Origin of the sequence: Pseudomonas chlororaphis subsp. chlororaphis (assembly GCF_003945765.1) — a bacterium.
GTDB classification, from domain to species: Bacteria; Pseudomonadota; Gammaproteobacteria; order Pseudomonadales; family Pseudomonadaceae; genus Aquipseudomonas; species Aquipseudomonas chlororaphis.
Genome location: NZ_CP027712.1, coordinates 5,718,009 through 5,736,471, shown reverse-complemented (window position 1 = coordinate 5,736,471; position 18,463 = coordinate 5,718,009). Strand labels below are relative to the sequence as shown.

20 protein-coding genes and 1 tRNA gene are annotated in these 18,463 nt (G+C 63.1%); 3 read left to right on the top strand and 18 right to left on the bottom strand.

The window, feature by feature from the left end; translation table 11 throughout:
• Positions 1–62: 62 nt before the first annotated feature.
• The 8 genes from asnB to C4K27_RS25960 form a co-directional block, all read right to left on the bottom strand.
• Entirely contained in the window at positions 63–1,895 is a 1,833-nt protein-coding gene (asnB, locus tag C4K27_RS25995; RefSeq protein WP_053262626.1) for an asparagine synthase (glutamine-hydrolyzing), read from the bottom strand.
• Positions 1,896–2,006: 111 nt separating this feature from the next.
• Positions 2,007–2,675, bottom strand: a complete 669-nt coding sequence (gene phzG / locus C4K27_RS25990; RefSeq protein ID WP_053262625.1) for a phenazine biosynthesis FMN-dependent oxidase PhzG — start codon at positions 2,673–2,675, stop codon at positions 2,007–2,009.
• Positions 2,672–3,508 (bottom strand): PhzF family phenazine biosynthesis protein, encoded by an 837-nt coding sequence (locus tag C4K27_RS25985; protein ID WP_053262624.1) that lies wholly within the window; start codon positions 3,506–3,508, stop codon positions 2,672–2,674. Before C4K27_RS25985 ends, phzG begins: the two co-directional genes overlap by 4 nt.
• 2 nt (positions 3,509–3,510) lie before the next feature.
• Positions 3,511–5,400 carry an anthranilate synthase family protein gene (locus C4K27_RS25980; RefSeq protein ID WP_394325651.1) on the bottom strand — a complete coding sequence of 630 codons (1,890 nt, stop codon included), beginning with the start codon at positions 5,398–5,400 and terminating at the stop codon, positions 3,511–3,513.
• Positions 5,401–5,420: 20 nt separating this feature from the next.
• Positions 5,421–6,044 (bottom strand): isochorismatase family protein, encoded by a 624-nt coding sequence (locus tag C4K27_RS25975; protein WP_053262622.1) that lies wholly within the window; start codon positions 6,042–6,044, stop codon positions 5,421–5,423.
• Positions 6,045–6,059: 15 nt separating this feature from the next.
• On the bottom strand, positions 6,060–7,262 hold the full coding sequence (locus C4K27_RS25970; RefSeq protein WP_053262621.1) for a 3-deoxy-7-phosphoheptulonate synthase: 1,203 nt from the start codon (positions 7,260–7,262) through the stop codon (positions 6,060–6,062).
• Between the two features lie 22 nt (positions 7,263–7,284).
• Positions 7,285–7,776, bottom strand: a complete 492-nt coding sequence (locus C4K27_RS25965) for a PhzA/PhzB family protein (protein ID WP_053262620.1) — start codon at positions 7,774–7,776, stop codon at positions 7,285–7,287.
• Between the two features lie 26 nt (positions 7,777–7,802).
• Complete coding sequence (locus tag C4K27_RS25960; RefSeq protein WP_053262619.1) at positions 7,803–8,294, bottom strand: PhzA/PhzB family protein; 492 nt, start codon at positions 8,292–8,294, stop codon at positions 7,803–7,805.
• Positions 8,295–8,723: 429 nt separating this feature from the next.
• Here C4K27_RS25960 and C4K27_RS25955 point away from each other — a divergent pair, with 429 nt between their 5' ends.
• Positions 8,724–9,449, top strand: a complete 726-nt coding sequence (locus tag C4K27_RS25955; protein WP_053262618.1) for an autoinducer binding domain-containing protein — start codon at positions 8,724–8,726, stop codon at positions 9,447–9,449.
• Between the two features lie 30 nt (positions 9,450–9,479).
• Here the strand turns inward: C4K27_RS25955 and C4K27_RS25950 are convergent, their stop codons facing one another.
• Both C4K27_RS25950 and C4K27_RS25945 read right to left on the bottom strand, forming a co-directional pair.
• Positions 9,480–10,070: an acyl-homoserine-lactone synthase gene (locus tag C4K27_RS25950; RefSeq protein ID WP_007923204.1), complete on the bottom strand. Its 591-nt coding sequence runs from the start codon at positions 10,068–10,070 to the stop codon at positions 9,480–9,482.
• 360 nt (positions 10,071–10,430) lie between these two features.
• Positions 10,431–10,507 (bottom strand) — tRNA-Met (locus tag C4K27_RS25945).
• 347 nt (positions 10,508–10,854) lie between these two features.
• On the opposite strand from C4K27_RS25945, the gene C4K27_RS25940 reads away from it, so the two are divergent.
• Both C4K27_RS25940 and C4K27_RS25930 read left to right on the top strand, forming a co-directional pair.
• Positions 10,855–12,072 (top strand): MFS transporter, encoded by a 1,218-nt coding sequence (locus C4K27_RS25940; protein WP_007923205.1) that lies wholly within the window; start codon positions 10,855–10,857, stop codon positions 12,070–12,072.
• A gap of 130 nt (positions 12,073–12,202) precedes the next feature.
• On the top strand, positions 12,203–12,919 hold the full coding sequence (locus C4K27_RS25930; protein ID WP_053262617.1) for an MOSC domain-containing protein: 717 nt from the start codon (positions 12,203–12,205) through the stop codon (positions 12,917–12,919).
• Positions 12,920–12,932: 13 nt separating this feature from the next.
• Here C4K27_RS25930 and gspM read toward each other — a convergent pair whose 3' ends face one another.
• From gspM to gspF, 8 genes are read right to left on the bottom strand one after another with little or no spacing between them, the layout of a single operon-like run.
• Positions 12,933–13,403 (bottom strand): type II secretion system protein GspM, encoded by a 471-nt coding sequence (gene gspM / locus C4K27_RS25925; protein ID WP_053262616.1) that lies wholly within the window; start codon positions 13,401–13,403, stop codon positions 12,933–12,935.
• A gap of 3 nt (positions 13,404–13,406) precedes the next feature.
• Positions 13,407–14,489, bottom strand: coding sequence for a type II secretion system protein GspL (gene gspL / locus C4K27_RS25920; protein WP_053262615.1), 1,083 nt, complete (start codon positions 14,487–14,489; stop codon positions 13,407–13,409).
• A gap of 5 nt (positions 14,490–14,494) precedes the next feature.
• Positions 14,495–15,367, bottom strand: coding sequence for a type II secretion system minor pseudopilin GspK (gene gspK, locus C4K27_RS25915; protein ID WP_053262614.1), 873 nt, complete (start codon positions 15,365–15,367; stop codon positions 14,495–14,497).
• Positions 15,360–15,962 (bottom strand): type II secretion system minor pseudopilin GspJ, encoded by a 603-nt coding sequence (gene gspJ, locus C4K27_RS25910; RefSeq protein WP_053262613.1) that lies wholly within the window; start codon positions 15,960–15,962, stop codon positions 15,360–15,362. Before gspJ ends, gspK begins: the two co-directional genes overlap by 8 nt.
• Positions 15,959–16,333, bottom strand: coding sequence for a type II secretion system minor pseudopilin GspI (gspI, locus tag C4K27_RS25905; protein WP_053262612.1), 375 nt, complete (start codon positions 16,331–16,333; stop codon positions 15,959–15,961). Before gspI ends, gspJ begins: the two co-directional genes overlap by 4 nt.
• Positions 16,317–16,799: a type II secretion system minor pseudopilin GspH gene (gene gspH, locus C4K27_RS25900; RefSeq protein WP_053262611.1), complete on the bottom strand. Its 483-nt coding sequence runs from the start codon at positions 16,797–16,799 to the stop codon at positions 16,317–16,319. Before gspH ends, gspI begins: the two co-directional genes overlap by 17 nt.
• Before the next feature lies 1 nt (position 16,800).
• Positions 16,801–17,235, bottom strand: a complete 435-nt coding sequence (gene gspG / locus C4K27_RS25895; RefSeq protein WP_009045575.1) for a type II secretion system major pseudopilin GspG — start codon at positions 17,233–17,235, stop codon at positions 16,801–16,803.
• Positions 17,236–17,247: 12 nt separating this feature from the next.
• Positions 17,248–18,462, bottom strand: a complete 1,215-nt coding sequence (gspF, locus tag C4K27_RS25890; RefSeq protein WP_053262610.1) for a type II secretion system inner membrane protein GspF — start codon at positions 18,460–18,462, stop codon at positions 17,248–17,250.
• Position 18,463: the final 1 nt, after the last annotated feature.

The following is an 18,463-nucleotide window of genomic DNA, read 5'->3' as shown; positions in this document are numbered from 1 at the left end:
CACCGTGCCGGCAATGGCAGCCACAGGCCGGCGGGCCTGCCTGTGGCTGCCTCAGGCTCGTATCAGACCGAGATCCCGTGCAAACGTAGCCAGGCATCCAGCGCCAGCGCTGTTTCCAGGCTGTGCCGGCTCATTTGCGTATTGAAGTGGCCCTCGGGCTGGCGCAGTTCCTCGGCCATATAGGCGTGGGATACGATGCCGAACACCGGGTTCCCCGTGTCCTGCAGAAGCTGCCGGGCACTCTGGCGCAGGAAGCGTTCGTAGCCCAGGTCGGCTGAGGTCGGATAGGGGCTCTTGCGGCGTTTGAGCACCGCCTCCGGTACGAAGTCGGCACAGGCCTGCTTGAGCAGCCACTTCTCCTCGCCATCCTTGCTCTTGATCGACCAAGGCACGTTATAGATGTACTCGACCAATTGGTGATCGGTGAACGGCACACGTACCTCGAGGCTGTTGCACATGCTCAGGCGGTCCTTGCGATCCAGCAGCATCACCATCCAGCGTTTCAGGTGCATGTGGCAAAGCTCGCGCATCCGGCGCTCGTGCGGGCTGTCTTGCGCCAGGTGTTCGACCTGGCGCAGCGCATCGTCGTAGCTCGCCTGTTGGTACTGGGCGAGATCGCATTGGCGGTTGAAGTCGGCATTGATAAAAGCGGCCGGCAACTTCACCCGCGACGCCCATGGAAAGGACGCGGAGGCGATGACCTGAGGATCACGGAACCAGCCATAGCCACCGAAGACCTCATCGGCGCCCTCCCCGGAGATGGCCACCGTGGAGTGCTTGCGAATTTCCCTGAACAACAGGTTCAACGAGGTATCCATGTCGCCGAAGGTGAACGGTACGTCCTTGGCGCGGAACACCTCCTCGCGCGCCAGGTCGGAGATCAGCTCCTCGTTGTCGATGAGGACGGTCTGGTGCCGGCTACCGATGAACTCCGCGGCCAACAGGGCAAAGGGCTGGTCCTGGTCGGGACGCAGGTCGTCGCTCTTGAACTGCGCGGACTGGCCAGTGAAGTCCACCGAAAAGGAATTGATATCCCCGCCGGTCTTCGCCTTGACGATACGTTGCGCGATGGCCGTGAGGGTGGTGGAGTCGAGCCCGCCGGACAGCAGCGAGCACACGGGAACGTCGGCATACAACTGCGAACCCAACGCGTGGGTGACCAACTCGCGGGTCTGTTGCACGGTCGTCTGCAGGTCGTCCTGGTGCTCCTGACGGCGTACTTTCCAGTAGCACTGGATCTTCATCTGCCCATTGGGGCGCCAGGACAGGAAGTGGCCGGGAAGCAGCTCCATCAGGTTCCTGAAAGGCGTCTGGGCGGTTCCCTTCGACAGCGTGAGCACGTCGACCAGCCCCGTCACTTCCAGCCCCGTAGTGAACTCCGGGTGAGCCAGGATGGCCTTGATCTCCGAGCCGAAGAGCAGCCCTTCGCGATGCCGGGCATAGAACAGCGGCTTGATCCCCAGGCGATCGCGTACCAACAGCAGGTGGCCATCGCGTCCGTCGAACAGGGCGAAGGCGAACATGCCTGTCAGGTGATCGCAGCAACGCTCGCCCCATTCCAGGTAGGCATGCAGCACGACCTCGGTATCGCTGCGAGTCTGAAATTCATGCCCCGCCTGTCGTAGCTGGTCGCGCAACGCATCGTGGTTGTAGACCTCCCCTGTGTAGACCAGCGAGACCTCCTGGCCGTCCGCAAAGCGATAGACCATTGGCTGGGTACCGCCGCTCAGGTCGATGACCGCCAGCCGCCGATGCCCCAGCAGGGCGTGTCGATGTTTCCATATGCCTTGCGCATCAGGCCCGCGCAGTGCCAGCGTATTGGTCATGGCGCGAATCGCAGGGTCTTCCCCTTCGAGCCTGCGCGTATAGTCTACCCATCCTGTGAGACCACACATTTAGTAACTCCTGTCATTAATCATTGAACCGCGCCAGCTCTGTATTGAGCGAGTCATGCCACCTTGGCTGACTCGTCAACGAGGCGGGTCTCGTGCAAATACCTGCGTTATTCAGGGTTGCAAACGCCGCACCTTCCAGCCCGTATCGCTGCGGTCATAGCGCAGGCGCTCATGCAGGCGCTCCTGGCCGTTACCCCAGAACTCCAACGACTCAAGCCGCAACTCAAACACGCAATAACCCTCGGGACGCGGCAGCGGACCTTGCACGTCGGCCAGTTCCCTGGCGGCGCTGCGCATGGCTTGAACATCCTTGAGTTCTTCACTCTGGCGAGACACCGATGACATCGGATGCGTGGCATAAGGGCGCTTCAGCCACGCCTCGTCAGCCTTGGCATCCGGCAAGCGCACGGCCTGGCCATTGAGGATGATCTGCTGGCTGGTTTCGCGCCAATACAGCACACCCGAGCCCCAGGGGTTCTCTGTCAGTTCGCGGCCTTTCTGGCTTCCGGCATGGGTGCTGAACAGCACCCCGGTGTCATTGATCTCGCTGATCACCACGATGCGCGTCGAAGGCCGGCCCTGGCTGTCAGCCGTGGCCAGCGCCAGCGCACGGGGTTCGCGGATGCCCACGCGGCGTGCGCGTTCGAGCCAGTTGTGCAGCACGCTCATGGGATCGGCAGGCAGCGTCTGGTACTCGGGAAACGGCGCATCCAGTGTGCCAGTCAGGGATTCCGACATGCCTTTACCCAGCAGCGGCTGGCCTAGTACTGAACTGTTCATAGAACGATGGTCCCCCGTCCGAAGGTGACGCCATTGCCTGATACTTCGACCCGCGTCAGTTGATCGGCGCGGCCCTCGGTCCTGGCGAACATCAGTGAAGGGCGGCCGATTTCCACGCCCTGAAGAATCTCGATCTGCTGGCCGAACTCGATCTGGCCATGACGCGCCAGATGAATCGCCAAGGGCCCGGCAGCGGAGCCTGTGGCCGCATCCTCGACCACCCCATAGGCCGGTGAGAACATCCGGCTGCGCCAACGCCGTCCCGCGCCGGCAAAACAGTTGATGGCCATGTCGTGGAAGCTGGACAGGGCACGGTGGTCGGGGTGCAGGGCGGACAACGCGGCGATGCTCGGCAGGCCGACAAACACATGACGCGGGCCGTTGTGATAGATCTCGATGGGAAAGGTCGAGTCGCTGATGCCCAGGGCCTTGAGCAATTCGACGTCGCGCCCCAGGGCCGTCCAGGTCGGTATCGGCTGGTCCATGCTGGCGGCGACGACGTTGCCGTTCTGGCGCTCCAGGTCAAAGGCGATGGTGCCCATCTGGGTTTCCAGGAACAGCCGGTGATTGTCGGTGTGCGCACCCAGGGCAATGGCCGTGCCCAGCAACGGGTGCCCGGCGAAGGGCAGTTCGTTGACCGGGGTGAAGATCCGGATCAGCGCATCGCCACAGTTGCGCGGCTTGAGCACGAAGGTGGTTTCCGACAGGTTCATCTCCCGGGCGATGCGTTGCATTTGCTCGGCCGACAAGTCATCGGCGTCAAAGAACACCGCGACCGGATTGCCCTCCAGCGGGGCGCTGGCAAAGGCGTCGATGATGACGTAATGGTGCATGGTTATCTCCCGGCGGCCGAAGCGTTGCTCTCGACAGGTGTGTGGATGAGGGCGTGCCGCAGCAGGTCGGCGATGATGCGCGGGCCTTCCTGGGTCAGCAGCGACTCGGCATGAAACTGCATGGAGGCGAACGACGGCCCACGCAGGGCATGCACCTCGCCGGTCTCGCTGTCGCGGCTGATCTCGACAGTGCCGATGCCGTCGATGTCCAGGCGGTCACTCGAACTCTGGGCGGCGAAGGTGTTGTAGAAGCCCACCCGTTCGGCGTTGCCAAACAGGTCGATCTGTTTTTGCACACCCTGGTTGGGAATGGCTTTGCGCTGCAGTTCCAGGCCCAGGCATAAGCTCAGCACCTGATGGCTCAGGCACACCGCAAGGAACGGCCGCTGCTGGCTGAGCAAGGAGCGGATGGCCACGTGCAGGTGGTTGATTTTCGGCTGTTGGACTTCGCTCGGGTTACCGGGGCCGGGGCCCATGATGACCAGGTCGTAGCCGTCAAAGCTGTATTCGTCGCTGAAGCTACATACCGTCACCACCAGGCCCAGGGCCCGCAGTTGCTTGGCGATCATCGAAGTGAAGGTGTCTTCGGCGTCGACGATCAGCACCTGGCGCCCACTGAAGTCGGCCTGGATCTGCTCCCGCTGCTGGCTGTCCATCAGCCAGAAGTCCGAGACGTAGGCATTGCGGTTGGCCAATGCGGCGCGCACTTGCAGGTGATTGCCGAAGCGCGAGGGCGCCTGGTTTTTCAGTGCGCTGATCAGGCCGGTGGCCTTGGCCCGGCTTTCGGCAGCCTCGGTCATCGGGTCGGAATGGCGCACGATGGTCGAGCCCACGCTGATCCGCACCTCGCCGCTGTTATCGATGTCGGCGGTGCGAATCAGGATCGCCGAGTCCAGGGAACGCCCGCCCTTGCCATCGCTGCCGATCAGCGCAGCCATGCCGCTGTAGTACGCGCGGCCTTGCGGCTCATAGCGCTGGATGACCCGGCAGGCGCTTTCCAGCGGGCTGCCGGTGACGGTCGGGGCAAACAGGGTTTCGCGCAGGATTTCCCGTACATCGCGATGGGTCTTGCCTTCGATGAAGTACTCGGTGTGGGCCAGGTGCGCCATTTCCTTGAGGTAAGGACCGAGGACGTGGCCGCCGTCGTCACAGATGCGCGCCATCATTTTCAGCTCTTCATCCACCACCATGTAGAGCTCGTCGGCCTCTTTGCGATCCGCCAGGAAGTCCATGACTTCCGTCAGGTTGGGGCCGGCGGGCGGATAGCGGTAAGTGCCGCTGATGGGGTTCATCACCGCGAGCCCATCCTTGATGCTGATGTGGCGCTCGGGGGACGCACCCACGAAGGTACGGCTGCCGGTGTGGATGATGAACGTCCAGTAGGCGCCTTTCTCCCGTTCCAGCAGATGGCGAAAGAACGACAGCGCACTGGCCGGGCCGTACTCGCTGATCTCGGCCAGGAAGGTGCGCTTGATGACGAAGTTGGCGCCTTCCCCGGAGCCGATTTCGTTGGCGATCACCTGGCTGACGATCTCGGCGTAGCTCGCGTCGCTGAGGTCGAAGCGTTCACTGTTCAACTGGATCGGCACGTTGGGCAGCAACCCCAGCAAGCGTTCGATGCTGATGGATTGCTGCTCGGTGATGTTCATCGCCAGCAGCGGCGACTGATCGTCCACCGCCTCGAAACCGCGCTCGGCGATCTGCCGGTAGGGAATCAGCGCCAGTACATCCAGGCGAGGCGCGCCGATCGAGGTGGCAGGCAAGTCGATATCGGCCAGGACCTGCGGTTCCGACATTTCGCCGATCAGCACGTCCAGCAGGCCGGGGCCGCTGGATTCCGGGCGGTACAACAGGGCAAACGGCTCGGGAACCGGTTGCAGGATGCGTTCCATGAGGTGGGCTGCGGTTTGGCTCATAGCACCACCTCGTCGGTGGTGATGACCATGGCGCAACGGCTGGCGGCGTATTCGATGGCCATCCAGTGGTGCTCCTTGCTGAAGTCGGCGATCGCGTCGGCAACGAGGAACGGCTGGATATCGTTGGAGTAGGCATCCACGGTGGAAATCAGTACCCCGACATGGGCGTACACCCCGCACAGGATCAACTGATCGCGCTCGTTGGCGCGCATGCGTTCCAGCAGGTCGGAGTTGAAGAACGCACTGTAGCGCCACTTGGTCAGCAACCAGTCGCCGGGCTTGGGCGCCAGGGCGCCGACCACCTCGCGGTCGGTGGGGCTGGCCTTCATGCCCGGGCCCCAGAAGTCTTTGAGCAGCCCGCGTTGCTCCTCGCTCATGCTGCCGGGCTGGGCGGTGTAGGCCACCGGAACGCCGTTGTCGGCGGCCCACTGGCGAATGCGCGCGGCATTGCTCACGACTTCGTCACGCAGGGCGTCGGGCAAGGGTCGCAGGAAGTAGCGCTGCATGTCATGCACCAACAGCACGGCACGCTCGGGGTCGATGCTCCATTGCGCGAGGTTGACGGGCAGGTCGCGGTTGGTAGGCAAGGCGTAAGGGACGATCGATGGAATGCCGGTCATGACGACAAACTCCAGTCAAAAGGAGGCAAGGGTTGAGGAGGGCTGGTTTTTCCAGGCCATCACCGCAGTAATGGCTTGCCAGGGGTTCAGGCGCGGGTCGCACAGGCTTTTGTAGCGGCTGGCGACCTGATGCAGGCCGGCGGCATCGGAAGCGCACTCGCTGACGTCGTCAGGGGTGGTTTCCAGGTGCAGGCCGGCGGCCACGCCACCGGCAGAGGTCACGGCATGCTTGAAGGCGGCGATTTCCTCGGTGATGGCCTGCACCATGCGGGTCTTGTTGCCGCAGGGCGCGACGATGGTGTTGCCGTGCATCGGGTCGCTCAGCCAGATGATCTTGTGGCCGGCCTGGCGCACCGCTTCGACCAGTGGAGGCAGGCGCTCGGCGACCTTCTGGGCGCCCATGCGGGCAATCAGGGTCAGCCGGCCGGGTTCGCGCTTGGCGTCCAGGCGCTCACACAGGCTCAGCAGCTGGTCCCGGGTAATGTCCGGGCCGACCTTGCACGCCACTGGGTTGAGCACTTCGCTGAGCAGCGCCACGTGAGCGCCCGTTAACTGACGGGTGCGCTCGCCGATCCACGGCCAGTGGGTAGAACCGAGAAATACCCGGCCCTGTTCGTCCTGGCGCAGTTGTGGCAGTTCGTAGTCGAGTACCAGCATTTCGTGGCTGGTCCAGGCCGGTGAACCTATGAGTTGCTCCTGGCCTGCCGACGCTTTCCAGCCCAGGTGCTGCATGATGTCCCGTGCGGCGCCATAGCCTCGAACCAGGCGTTGCGCATCGTGCTGGCGATGGCCGCAGACGGCCTCGCGGCCGTTGACCATGTCACCGCGATACACTGGCAACTCGAGATCGCCAATGCGTTCGTTGTTATTGGAACGGGGCTTGGCAAACTGCCCGGCAATCCGTCCCACCCGTACCACCGGTTGCTGGGTCACGAGCCGGAACGCTCCGGCCAGGATGTCCAGCACCGCTGCTTTGCGGGCCACATGATCGGGAGTGCTTTCATCCATGTCCTCGGCGCAGTCACCGGACTGGATGACCATCGCTTCGCCGGCCGCTACACGCGCCAGGGTGGCGCGCAGCACCAGGATGTCTTCCACTCGAATCAATGAGGCGCTGTCCCTGAGGTAGGCCTGCGCGTCATGCAATTGTGATGGTTCGCTCCATTGAGGCTGCTGGAACGCTTCACAACTTAGAACCCGTTTCAGTAAGTCTTCCATGATGCGATCACTCTCACGAGGATTAAGTTGGAATGCCTTCACGTTTGATTTGCGGCACTGGAATACCCAGGGCGCGCAGTTGTTGAAAGACGTTCATGAATTCGCGATTGCGTTTTACTTTGCCGTCTTCCAGCTCGAAGGAGTGCAGGAAGTGGTTCTCGTAATAGCCTTCCGGATAACCGGGAAAGAGGATCTTGCCGTGGCCATCACACTCGACCCAGATATGGTTAGGGTCATCGGTTTCAAATACTTTGACGTTGTACCACTCCCAGTCCGGGAAGCACTTGAGTGACCAAACAGCATGTTCGGCCAACTTGGCCTTGCCACTGATTACAATCGGCGCGCCGGTATCGGTGGTCCATAAGCCGCCTGAACCATCTTCGGTAAATAGTTCATGGCGGCGCAGGCGGTCTTGGCCTTTGGTGCGCATATATTGCTCGACCGTGGCGCGGTTCTTGCGGCGAAGTTCAGTGATGTCGCTAGCGGTTAGTTGTTGCGCTGTGCTATTGGGCATGCTCAATCTCCAATGAATAAGGGGTGTTATGAGGCGGGGATACCTTCACGCTTGATTTTTGGAACGGGGATGCCCAAGGCGCGAAGTTGTTGGAAGGGGTTCATGAATTCACGGTTCTGCGTGATCTTGCCGTCGTCCAGTTCGAAAGAATGGATGTAATGATTTTCGCAATAACCTTCGGAGTAACCGGGAACCAGGGTCTTGCCGCGACCGTCGCTTTCCACCCAGAAGTGGTTGGGGTTATCGGTTTCAAACACCCGGACGTTGTGCCATTGCCAGTCCGGAAAGCACTTCTCCAGCCATACGCCGAGGGCAGCCAGCTTCGTGTGGCCTTTAAACACAAGGGGTTCACCGGTTTCGGTGTTCCAGGAACCGCCACTGCCATCCTGAGTGAACAATTCATGACGACGCAGGCGATCTTTGCCGTTAGTGCGCATGTACTGTTCGACCGTGGCGCGATTTTTTTGGCGAAGTTCAAGGTGATCATTAAAGCCGCTAGGGGAAAGCGAAGCAGGCATGGGCAGCATCCTCCTTAGTTGGGGTTGTGTTTTTGAAAGTAAATATTTAGTTAATTGGCGCGGGTGAATATTTACAGTTTTTAACTATTGTTCCTTCGTGGCCGTGCCGAGCGGGTGTTGTTTATACACCTGCATTTCTTGGGGGTGGAACTACCAGATCTTGTAGTGATGTAGGACATGAACGGGCTGGCTGCAGTCCACCGGGTGAACTGTTGCATTATTATGAAGAGGCAGGTTCATTCGTCGGCTGAGAGGCGGTAATGGCTTGCTAGCATCGTCAGGATGCAATGTTCTATTTAGTTAGTTGTATTAGATGCAATAAATCTAGTGCTAGTGCGAAGCAGCCTATGGCGGTGTGGTTTTGCTTGTTGACAGGGTGTCAGGTTGGTCTAGGCTAACGGCCTGTTTTCAACTTTGGTGGTGCTCAGAATGGAATTAGGGCAGCAGTTGGGATGGGATGCGTACTTTTATAGTATCTTTGCGCGAACCATGGATATGCAGGAGTTTACAGCTGTCGCGTTGAGGGCCTTGCGCGAACTACGGTTTGATTTTTTTGCCTACGGCATGTGCAGCGTGACTCCGTTCATGCGGCCCAGGACTTATATGTATGGCAATTATCCCGAGGACTGGGTGCAACGATATCAGGCGGCTAACTACGCGGTGATCGATCCCACGGTGAAGCACAGCAAAGTCTCGTCGTCCCCCATTTTGTGGAGCAACGAGTTGTTCCGGGGGTGCCCGGATCTGTGGTCCGAAGCCAACGACTCGAATTTACGCCACGGCCTGGCACAACCCTCGTTCAACACCCAGGGGAGGGTTGGGATGTTAAGCCTGGCGCGCAAGGATAATCCCATCAGTCTTCAGGAGTTCGAAGCGTTGAAGCTGGTGATCAAAGCGTTTGCTGCAGCGGTCCACGACAAGATTTCCGAGCTGGAGAGCGACGTGCGGGTCTTCAATACGGATGTGGAGTTCAGCGGGAGGGAATGTGATGTGCTGCGCTGGACGGCCGACGGCAAGACCTCGGAGGAAATCGGCGTGATCATGGGGGTGTGCACCGATACGGTGAATTACCACCACCGCAACATCCAACGCAAAATCGGCGCCAGTAACCGCGTGCAGGCAGTCTCTTACGCCGTCGCGATGGGCTATATCTGAGGGTCTTCAAGAAGGACGACTCGGCCTGTATCAAGCGGTCTCTCTCAATAATGTGTCGGACATGAAGGCTGACGGTGCGACTGCGCTGCGGTGATGCTCGCGGTGGGCCGAGAGTTTGATGGCGAGGATTTTTTCATTCTGGTGCACCGTGACCGGGCCCAGTCGTTCGTAGTGGACGCCGTTGATTTTGTAATAGCGCTCCATGGTGCTGTTGACGATCCCGACGATGGCATCTGCGCCCGCCAGGCTGGCCGTCTTGAGGCTTCTCCAGAACAACGGCATCGCCAGTTGCGGTTCGCGGGTGGTGAAGCGAGTCATTTCCCAGATGGCTGGATGCTTGGGCGGCGCCCCGGCGCAGGTATGGCCGAACACCCCTTCAAGCAGGTTGGGGAACGTGGTGGGAATCAGGCGGGCGCAGCCAACGATGGCGCGGTCTTCATTGAACGCCAGAAGGTAGCGGGCGTGCTCGGTGTCGTATTGATCCCATTCGCAACCTGCCTGGCTCGGATGGGCCGGCAGCCGCCATCCGAGTTTCTCGACGAATTGTTCGTGCCGAAAGCGGCCGAGCATGAGTTTCAGCTCGTCGCTCATTTCGTTCAGTGTGTGCTCTTCCATGTGCATTACTGAAGTTTTCCTTAGGGATGAAGGGAGTGCAGTTTTATAGAGGACTTGTACCGGCTTGGCACCTGCAAGATCTGGTAGGGGCATCGGTGGCATCGAGGTGAAGCCATTCGCTGGGGACTGTGCCGAAGCGAACGGTGACGACAGTGGTGTTGATCCGGCCGTCGGCATTGAAGGCGGCAGTCTGGTCCAGGTAGTCGTAGAGAATGGCTGGTGCGCTCATGGGGCAGGGGGGGCGGCGTTTTGGGCTTGCATCCCCTCAGTTCAATTATTTGGCGAGGATAGGAGATACATGGAGGGAAGGTGGAGAGATAGCCAGAAACAACAAAGCCCGCACAAGGCGGGCTTTGTTGAGGTACTTGGTGGCTACACAGGGACTTGAACCCCGGACCCCAGCATTATGAATGCTATGCTCTAACCAACTGAGCTATGTAGCCAAGTGGCGCGCATTATTCGCGTAGAACGGTAAGGCGTCAAGCGCTTTTTATAAAAAAATTATCTACGCTATCAACCGTTTATCCAATTCCCTCCTGTAGCCGCCAGCGCATCCTGCGATTGCACGCGCAACGCGCCGTGAACCCTGGTCCGCGTTTTAGTCGCTACACCGTATTGGCCGGTTTGCGTCGGCCGTGCCGCTGAACGCAGGCTCCGATGTTTTGCCGTGCCGCGCATCAAGCAAAATATTCAAGTCGTTAGCAAGCTAAGGGGATAGCCGCGGCGCACCGAAAAATGGCACATTGGCCACCCCTGCAACTGCGCATCCATCTGCTGTACGGAAACTCTCATGGCTATCAGCAATGTTCAGTCCGCCTCTGTGGCGACTCCCGCGCCTTCACACAGCAGCCCCCTGGTGCTGCGCATCATTGGCGCGGTGGCGCTGGCGCATTTGATCAACGACCTGATCCAGGCGGTGCTGCCGGCGATCTACCCGATGCTCAAGGCCAGCTACGGCCTGACCTTCACCCAGGTCGGCCTGATTACCCTGACCTTCCAGCTCACGGCCTCGCTGTTGCAGCCGTGGGTCGGTTATTACACCGACCGCCACCCCAAGCCGTACCTGTTGCCGGTGGGCATGGTCTGCACCCTGATCGGCATTCTGATGATGTCCCAGGTTGGCAGCTTTGCCTTGATCCTGCTGGCAGCGGGGCTGATTGGTGTCGGCTCCTCGACCTTCCACCCGGAAGCCTCGCGGGTGGCGCGGCTGGCCTCCGGCGGGCGTTATGGCCTGGCGCAATCGACCTTCCAGGTCGGCGGCAATGCCGGCACGGCCTTCGGCCCGCTGCTGGCGGCGGCCATCATCATTCCCTTCGGCCAGGGCAATGTGGCCTGGTTTGGCCTGTTGGCGGTGTTCGCCGTGGCGCTGCTCTACGCCATCAGCCGCTGGTATGCCAACCACCTCAAGCTGTTCAAGCTCAAGCAGGGCCAGGCGGCGACCCACGGCCTGTCCAGGGGGCGGGTGCTCAGCGCCCTGGTGGTGCTGGGGCTGCTGGTGTTCTCCAAGTATTTCTACATGGCCAGCCTGACCAGCTACTTCACCTTCTATCTGATCGAGAAGTTCGACCTGTCGGTGGCCAGCTCGCAGCTGCACCTGTTCCTGTTCCTTGGCGCGGTGGCGGCCGGGACCTTCTTCGGCGGGCCGATCGGCGACAAGATCGGGCGCAAGGCGGTGATCTGGTTCTCGATCCTCGGCGTGGCGCCGTTCACCTTGCTGCTGCCCCATGTCGACCTGTTCTGGACCAGCGTGCTCAGCGTGGTGATCGGCTTCATCCTGGCGTCGGCGTTCTCGGCCATCGTGGTCTACGCCCAGGAGCTGGTGCCGGGCAACGTCGGCATGATCGCCGGGGTGTTCTTCGGCCTGATGTTCGGGTTCGGTGGGATCGGCGCGGCGCTGCTGGGCCACTTGGCGGACATCCACGGCATCGAGTATGTGTACTTCCTGTGCTCGTTCCTGCCGCTGTTCGGCCTGCTGGCGATCTTCCTGCCGCGGACCCGAAAAGCCTGAGTGCAGGCCGTGAGCGAAAGGGCCCGGGATGTGCCGAGCTTGGGCCTGGCCGAAGAGCCGCTGGCAGCTGCCGACAGTGAGTTGATCTGCCGGGAACATCCGTTCGCCGCTGAAACCATGGAGTAAGGTAATGACCCCTGAGCGTATAACCCTCGATGCCCTGTTGACTGGCCGCGCCGTGGCCTACAGCCGGCCGGGGTCCATGAGCGCGATCGCCAAGACCCCGCGCACCGGCAGCCTGCAGGTCGGTCCCCTGGGCCTGCTGGAAGACGAGCAGGGCGACCTGCGGGTGCATGGCGGCACTGAGAAAGCCATTCATCACTATCCCCGCGAGCATTACGCCGCCTGGGCCGCCGAGTTGGGGCCGCACGCCTTGCTGGAGCAGCCGGGCGCCTTTGGCGAGAACTTCAGCAGCCACGGCTGGACCGAGCAGAACGTCTGCCTGGGCGACCGGGTCCGGGTCGGCAGCGTGTTGCTGGAGGTGTCCCAGGGCCGCATGCCGTGCTGGAAACTCAATGACCGCTTTGCCGTGAAAGACATGTCACTGCGGGTCCAGCAGAGCGGGCGCACCGGCTGGTATTACCGGGTGCTGGAGGCGGGCAGCCTGAGCGCCGGGGACGTGTTGCAGCAGGTCGAGCGCCCGTTCGAGCAGTGGCCGCTGTCGCGCTTGAGCGCGGTGCTGTTTTCCCGCGAGGTGGCGCTGGAGGAGATTCGTCTGTGCCTGGAGTTGCCGCTGGTGCCTTCGTGGCGCCGCACCCTGGAGCGCCGGGTCGAGCAGGCGGCGGTCGAGGATTGGGGCCCGCGCCTGCTGGGCACTGAGCGGGTCGATGAGGAGTCGGCCCGCTGAGCGGCGGGCGCGATCAGTTGGCCTCCAGGGTCAGGCGGGCCTGGACCAGGGCCTGAGGGTCGACCTCCAGCTGCAGCGACACCAGGTTGACGCCCTGGTTTTCCACGTCGTCCAGCCAGGTCAGCAGGTCTTGCAGCGCGCCGCCGAGGTTGAGATTGAGGCGTCCGGATTCTTCGCTGTCCATGCGTTCGATGCTCAGGTTGGCCGCGGCCGTGCTGGCGGTGATCAGGCCGGCCAGGGTTCGGCCGTTGGCCTGCGGGCCGCGGGCCTGGGTGGACGAAGGGAGTTTGAGCAGGTCGGTTTGCAACTGCAGGGCCTCCTGGAACTGCTGTTCAGCCTGGCGCAGGGCCTGGCGCTGAGGACTCCAGAGCAGGGTCCAGAACAGCGTCACGGCCAGAAACAGGCTGAGCAACTTCAGGGCCAGGCGATCGCGGGCCGGTAGCTGTTGCCAGCGGTTCGAGTAACGATTGAAAAGGGTGGTCATGGGTTAGTCCGTGATTTTCAGGCGGGCGCTGACCCCGTCGGGAGCGAGCACGGCCGAGTCGGCCTGCACATTCGCGCCCTGCTGCGCGAGGGCTTCGCGCAGGCGTTCGAGGGTGGAGAAATCCGGCGCGTTGACTTGCAGGGTCCAGCCTTGCGCCTGTTGGTAGTCCAGCCGGCGGATTCGCGTATCGCCGCCATCGCTGCCGGTCCATTGGCTGGCCAGGCTGTCGAGCCGGCGCGCCAGGCTTTGCCGGGGTTGGCCGGCCTGCTGGGCACGGGCCTGGACCTGGCGGGCAAGGTCGATCACCCGGGGCTCGTCGGGGAAGCGTTGGCGCCAGAGTTCCAGGCTGGCCTCGGTCACCTCGGCGGCCTTGTGTTGCAGCAACCAGCGATGACCCACGTCCTGGGCCACTTGAGCGCCGCAGGCGATGGCCAGGATCGCCAGCAGCGCCCGCCATGGCGTGCGCGACGGGCTGCGCAGGGCGAATGCCCCCTGGCGCAGATCGATGGCCTGCGCGCTGCCCTGGGCCAACAGCGACCAGGGCGTTTCCTCGCTGCGTTGCAGGGTGTCGGGCAGCAGCGGGGCCAGTTCTTCGAGGGCCTGGTCGTCGAGCGCCAGGCGTTGCTGGCAGGCCCCGCCGATCAGCCAGCGGTCGTGGCAGCGCAGGGCCAGGGCCTGGCTGTCCGGCAGGCAGTCGGCATCGACATGAATGCGCTCGGCCGTCAGGCCATGACTGGCCAGTCGTTCCAGCAGTTGCTCCAGCCACTGCCGTTGCAGGGCGAACAGGCGACAGTGCCGCCGCGCCTGCAACGGCCCACGGGCCAGGTGCAACTGCTCGGGGTCGTCCAGCAGCCGTTCTTCCAGCACCGAATGGATGGCTTGCTGCAACCAGCGGCCGCTGCGCGGCGGTACGTCGAAGCGGTGATGGCTGGCGATTTCCGCCGGCAACAGCAGGGTCAGGCGCTGGCCGGCCAGCACCGCCGCCTGTTGCAGCGTGCCGTGCACCGGCTCGCTGTTGGTTTGCCACCAGGTGACGGGCGAGTCGTCGTCCGCATTCACTGTGGCGAGGTAAAGCCAGGCTTGCATGGGGTTTACTCCGGAAAACGGGAAGGGGCGGCGAGGGTGCGCTGCAGTACGCTGACCTGACCGTCCTGCTCGATGCGCAGGCGGCTGATCAGGCGCAATTGGCGGTCGCCCAGTTCGACATCCAGCAGCGCCTGGAAATAGCGGCTGCTGACATCGAGCCCCTGGCTGCTGATCTCGTGCTGTTTCAGCACGGGGGCGTCGAGAAACTCCTGCACCGTCTTGTAGCCATCGGCGGGACGCGCCTGCACCAGGGCGGTGGCCTGGGCCAGGTCGAGCTGGCCCAGGCTGGCCAGCTGTTCGGCCGGGGCGGTGTTGAGGTTCAGCGCCCCCGGCGTGGTTCTGACCCAGGGCCGCAGGCGTTCCATGACCGCTGTGTCGACGCCTTTCAGGCGCATCAATTCGCTGCTGTCGTTCCAGGCCAGCGGCTTGCCGTCGAAACCACGGACCGGCGGCAGGCGCGTGGGGTCGTGGGGCGGCAGGTCGAGTTCCTTGAGCAAACGCTGGTAGCGCACACGACTGATGCGGTCGTTGGGCGTGCGCAAGGTGCCGAGGTTGAAGCGCGCGCCGAGGTCTTGCAGCTGGATGCGGATACGCCCGCCGTCTATGTCGAAGGTCGGCGTGCTTTGGGCCCAGCGTTGGCCCAGGTGCACGCGCTTGGGTTCCGGCTCATCGCGCCAGTCATCGCGCAGTTGGCCACGGGCCCAGGCTTCGCCACTGAGCGCCAGTTGCCACAGTTGTTGCTGCAACAGCTGGTTGGAGCTGCCGATCAGGCTCAGGCGCTGGCGGGCCAGCATGTCACTGACGATCAGGGTCGCCAGGGAGGTGATCAACAGCACGCTGATCAGCGCGATGCCCCGTTGTCTACAAGCCTTAACCATGGTCCAGCCCCTTGAAGCCCGGTAGCAGGATTACCCGCCGCAGGCCGGGATAACCCGGAGCGTCGAGTTCCAGCTCGATGGCCTGGGGCAGGCTCAATGGCGCCTGGCCGACGGGCCAGTTGGAATGGGCCTGACCCTGGTCGTCGATGTAGCGCAGGCGTTCGAGGCGGACGCCATCGAGCAGCAGTTGTTGCGCGGCAGTGCCGGACAGGTCGGGACCGTCCACCGGGCTGCGGTACTCGCGCAGCCATTGGTTGTCGCTCCAGCGATAGGTGACCAGCAGCAGGTCGTTGCGTGCCTGCTGCAAGGGATTGCTCCAGCCGCCCCGCACCAGCTGGATGCGCCCGGGCTCGCCGATCAGGGCCTGGCGCGTCGAACTGCCGTTGACCGGGTAGGCGATGGCCTGGGCCAGGTCACGTTCGAAGATGCCCACCGCGCGTTGCAGGCGCCGCAGTTGCAGTTCGTGCTGATGAATCCGCTGGTCGGTGTGCATCATGCGTTCGAGCAGTTGATAGCAGGCCAGGCCGAGCAGGCTGAACAGGGCCATGGCGATCAGCACTTCGAGCAGGGTGAAGCCCTGTTGCCGGCGTTTCATGGGCGGGCCTCCAGGTAACCGGCCAGGCGCGCGCGCTGCCGGGGTATGGGCGCGTCGGTGGAGACTTCGAGCACGATCTTCAGCAGACGCGGGTCGGGCGCCGCGGCGGTTTCGCTGGTCAGCAGCCAGTCGCGCCCGGCGAAGCGGATCGGTTCCTGGTGCTGGCTCTGGGCCTGGCGCATGCCGGCGCGCAGTTCGTTCAGGCGGTTGTCCGCCAGCCATTGCGCCAGGGTTCGTTCGCTGAGGCCGCCGTTGTTGCCGATCAGGTGTTCGGTGGCGCTGTAGAGCGACAGCGACAGCACGGCGAAGATGGCCAGGGCGACCATCACTTCCAGCAGGGTGAAGCCCGCCTGTTCATTGCACCGGGGCAAGACGCACCTCCTCGACCCCGTCGCTGGACAGCGACAGCAGCGGTTGCTGGCGGTACTCCAGCTGCAGGCTGAAGGGCGAGATCTGGTCGTTGGCCAGCACCCAGAGTTGCGGCTCCTTGCCCTGGCCCAGGCCTTTATTTGGGCCTGGTGGCTCCTGCAGGTTCAGGCGCAGCTCGCCGGGCAGCCGGTGTTCCTTGAAGCGTTTGTCGGCCTGCCACTGGCCGCCGCGGTCGAGGCTCAGCACTGCGTAGTGGTCCGGCGCCAGGCGCAGGCCGTGATTGAGGTTGTTCAACACCGCGTCTTCGCGCAGCAGGCCAATGAGGTTTTGCAGGCGCTCGGCCTCGCGCCGGGCCTTCTGCCCGCCCGAGTCGCTCTGGACCAGCCCGACCATGCCGGCCAGCAAGCCGATGATCAGCATGACCACCAGCAGCTCCAGCAGGGTGAAACCCGCCATTGGCTTGCGCACTTCAAGGCTCCCAGTTGCCGATGTCGGCGTTGGTGCCGTCGCCGCCGTTGCGGCCGTCGGCACCGAAGGAATACAGGTCGTAGGCCGAGCCTTCGCGACCCGGGGCGAGGAACTGGTAAGGGTTGCCCCAGGGGTCCTTGGGCAGGCGCTTGAGGTAGCCGTCGGGGTTCCAGTTGAGGGCCGCCGGCATGCCCGCCGGTTTCTTCACCAGGGCTTCCAGGCCCTGCTGGGTCGAGGGGTAGTGATGGTTGTCGAGCTTGTAGATTTCCAGGGCGGTGGCCACGGCCTTGATGTCGCTGCGGGCGGCGGTGACCTTGGCCTGGTCCGGACGGCTCATGATCTGCGGGACCACCAGGGCGGCCAGGACACCGAGAATCACCACGACCACCATGATCTCGATCAGGGTGAAGCCGCGTTGGCGGGAAGGGTTGCGCATGTTGTGTGCTCTTCAGGTGATGAGTTGGTTGAGGTTGAGAATGGGCATCAGGATCGCCAGGACGATCACCAGCACGCTGGCGCCCATGAACACCAGCATCGCCGGCTCGAACAGCCCGACCAGCATGGCGATGCCGTTGGACAGCTGGGTCTGCTGCTGGTGGGCGGCACGTTCGAGCATGCCGTCCAGTTCCCCCGAGCGTTCGCCACTGGCGATCATGTACAGCATCATCGGCGGGAAATCGCCGCTCTGTTCCAGGGCCCGGGTCAGCCCGCTACCTTCGCGCACGGCGCGCGCCACGTCTTTCATACGAGTACGAATCTGCTGGTTGGCGACCACTTCGGCGGAAATCTCCAGAGCATCAACAAGTGGCACGCCGCTGCGTCCGAGAATCGCCAGGGTGCTGACAAAACGGGTGCTGTTGCTGGCCTGGATGACCCGCCCGATCACCGGCAAGCGCAGCTGGGCCTGATGCCAGCGCATGGCCAGGGCGGGCTTGCGCAGGGCCACGCGCAGGCCGGCGGCGAGGCTGCCGAGCATCAGCAGCAGGAGCAGGCCGTAGTCCCGGGCGAAGTCGCTGGTGGCGATCAGGCCGCGGGTCAGCACCGGCAGTTGCTGGCCACTGTCGATGAACACCTTGACCACATCCGGCACCACGAAACTGAGCAGGAAGCCGACGATGCCGAAGGCCGCCAGCAGCAGGATGCTCGGGTACAGCATGGCCAGTTGCAGCTGCTGGCGGGCGGCATGCCGGGCCTCGGTGTAGTCGGCCAGTTGCATCAGTATCTGGGCCAGATGGCCGGCGCGTTCGCCGGCGGCCACCGTGGCCCGGTACATCGAGGTGAAGGCGCGCGGGTATTCGCCCATGGCTCGGGCCAGGTCATGGCCTTCCAGCACCCGTGCGCGGATCGCCAGCATCATGCTTTGCTGCGCGCGCTTGCTGCATTGCGCGGCGACCGCGGCCAGCACTTCTTCCAGGGGCAGAGCGGCCTGGACCAGGGTCGCCAGCTGGCGGGTGAGCAAGGCCAGTTGCGCCGGGCTGAGGCGTTGGCTGCTGGTCAGTGTGGCGCCGGAGCGGTCCTGTTGCCCGCGGGCCGGCTTGACCTGCAGGGCGATCAGGTTGCGTTCGCGCAGCAGCTGGCGGACCTGCCGCGCGCTGTCGGCTTCCTGCACGCCGCGGGTCTTGCGCCCGGCGTTGCACATGGCGAGGTATTCGTAGGCGGCCACG

Excerpts from the sequence above, each read along its gene's own strand:
- phzG (WP_053262625.1), bottom strand. The coding sequence starts at position 2,675 with ATGAACAGTTCAGTACTAGGCCAGCCGCTGCTGGGTAAAGGCATGTCG.
- C4K27_RS25970 (WP_053262621.1), bottom strand. The coding sequence starts at position 7,262 with ATGGAAGACTTACTGAAACGGGTTCTAAGTTGTGAAGCGTTCCAGCAG.
- C4K27_RS25950 (WP_007923204.1), bottom strand. The coding sequence starts at position 10,070 with ATGCACATGGAAGAGCACACACTGAACGAAATGAGCGACGAGCTGAAA.
- C4K27_RS25965 (WP_053262620.1), bottom strand. The coding sequence starts at position 7,776 with ATGCCCAATAGCACAGCGCAACAACTAACCGCTAGCGACATCACTGAA.
- asnB (WP_053262626.1), bottom strand. The coding sequence starts at position 1,895 with ATGTGTGGTCTCACAGGATGGGTAGACTATACGCGCAGGCTCGAAGGG.
- gspL (WP_053262615.1), bottom strand. The coding sequence starts at position 14,489 with ATGCAAGCCTGGCTTTACCTCGCCACAGTGAATGCGGACGACGACTCG.
- C4K27_RS25940 (WP_007923205.1), top strand. The coding sequence starts at position 10,855 with ATGGCTATCAGCAATGTTCAGTCCGCCTCTGTGGCGACTCCCGCGCCT.
- C4K27_RS25955 (WP_053262618.1), top strand. The coding sequence starts at position 8,724 with ATGGAATTAGGGCAGCAGTTGGGATGGGATGCGTACTTTTATAGTATC.
- C4K27_RS25980 (WP_394325651.1), bottom strand. The coding sequence starts at position 5,400 with ATGGAACGCATCCTGCAACCGGTTCCCGAGCCGTTTGCCCTGTTGTAC.
- C4K27_RS25960 (WP_053262619.1), bottom strand. The coding sequence starts at position 8,294 with ATGCCTGCTTCGCTTTCCCCTAGCGGCTTTAATGATCACCTTGAACTT.
- C4K27_RS25930 (WP_053262617.1), top strand. The coding sequence starts at position 12,203 with ATGACCCCTGAGCGTATAACCCTCGATGCCCTGTTGACTGGCCGCGCC.
- gspK (WP_053262614.1), bottom strand. The coding sequence starts at position 15,367 with ATGGTTAAGGCTTGTAGACAACGGGGCATCGCGCTGATCAGCGTGCTG.
- C4K27_RS25975 (WP_053262622.1), bottom strand. The coding sequence starts at position 6,044 with ATGACCGGCATTCCATCGATCGTCCCTTACGCCTTGCCTACCAACCGC.
- C4K27_RS25985 (WP_053262624.1), bottom strand. The coding sequence starts at position 3,508 with ATGCACCATTACGTCATCATCGACGCCTTTGCCAGCGCCCCGCTGGAG.
- gspM (WP_053262616.1), bottom strand. The coding sequence starts at position 13,403 with ATGACCACCCTTTTCAATCGTTACTCGAACCGCTGGCAACAGCTACCG.
- gspJ (WP_053262613.1), bottom strand. The coding sequence starts at position 15,962 with ATGAAACGCCGGCAACAGGGCTTCACCCTGCTCGAAGTGCTGATCGCC.
- gspG (WP_009045575.1), bottom strand. The coding sequence starts at position 17,235 with ATGCGCAACCCTTCCCGCCAACGCGGCTTCACCCTGATCGAGATCATG.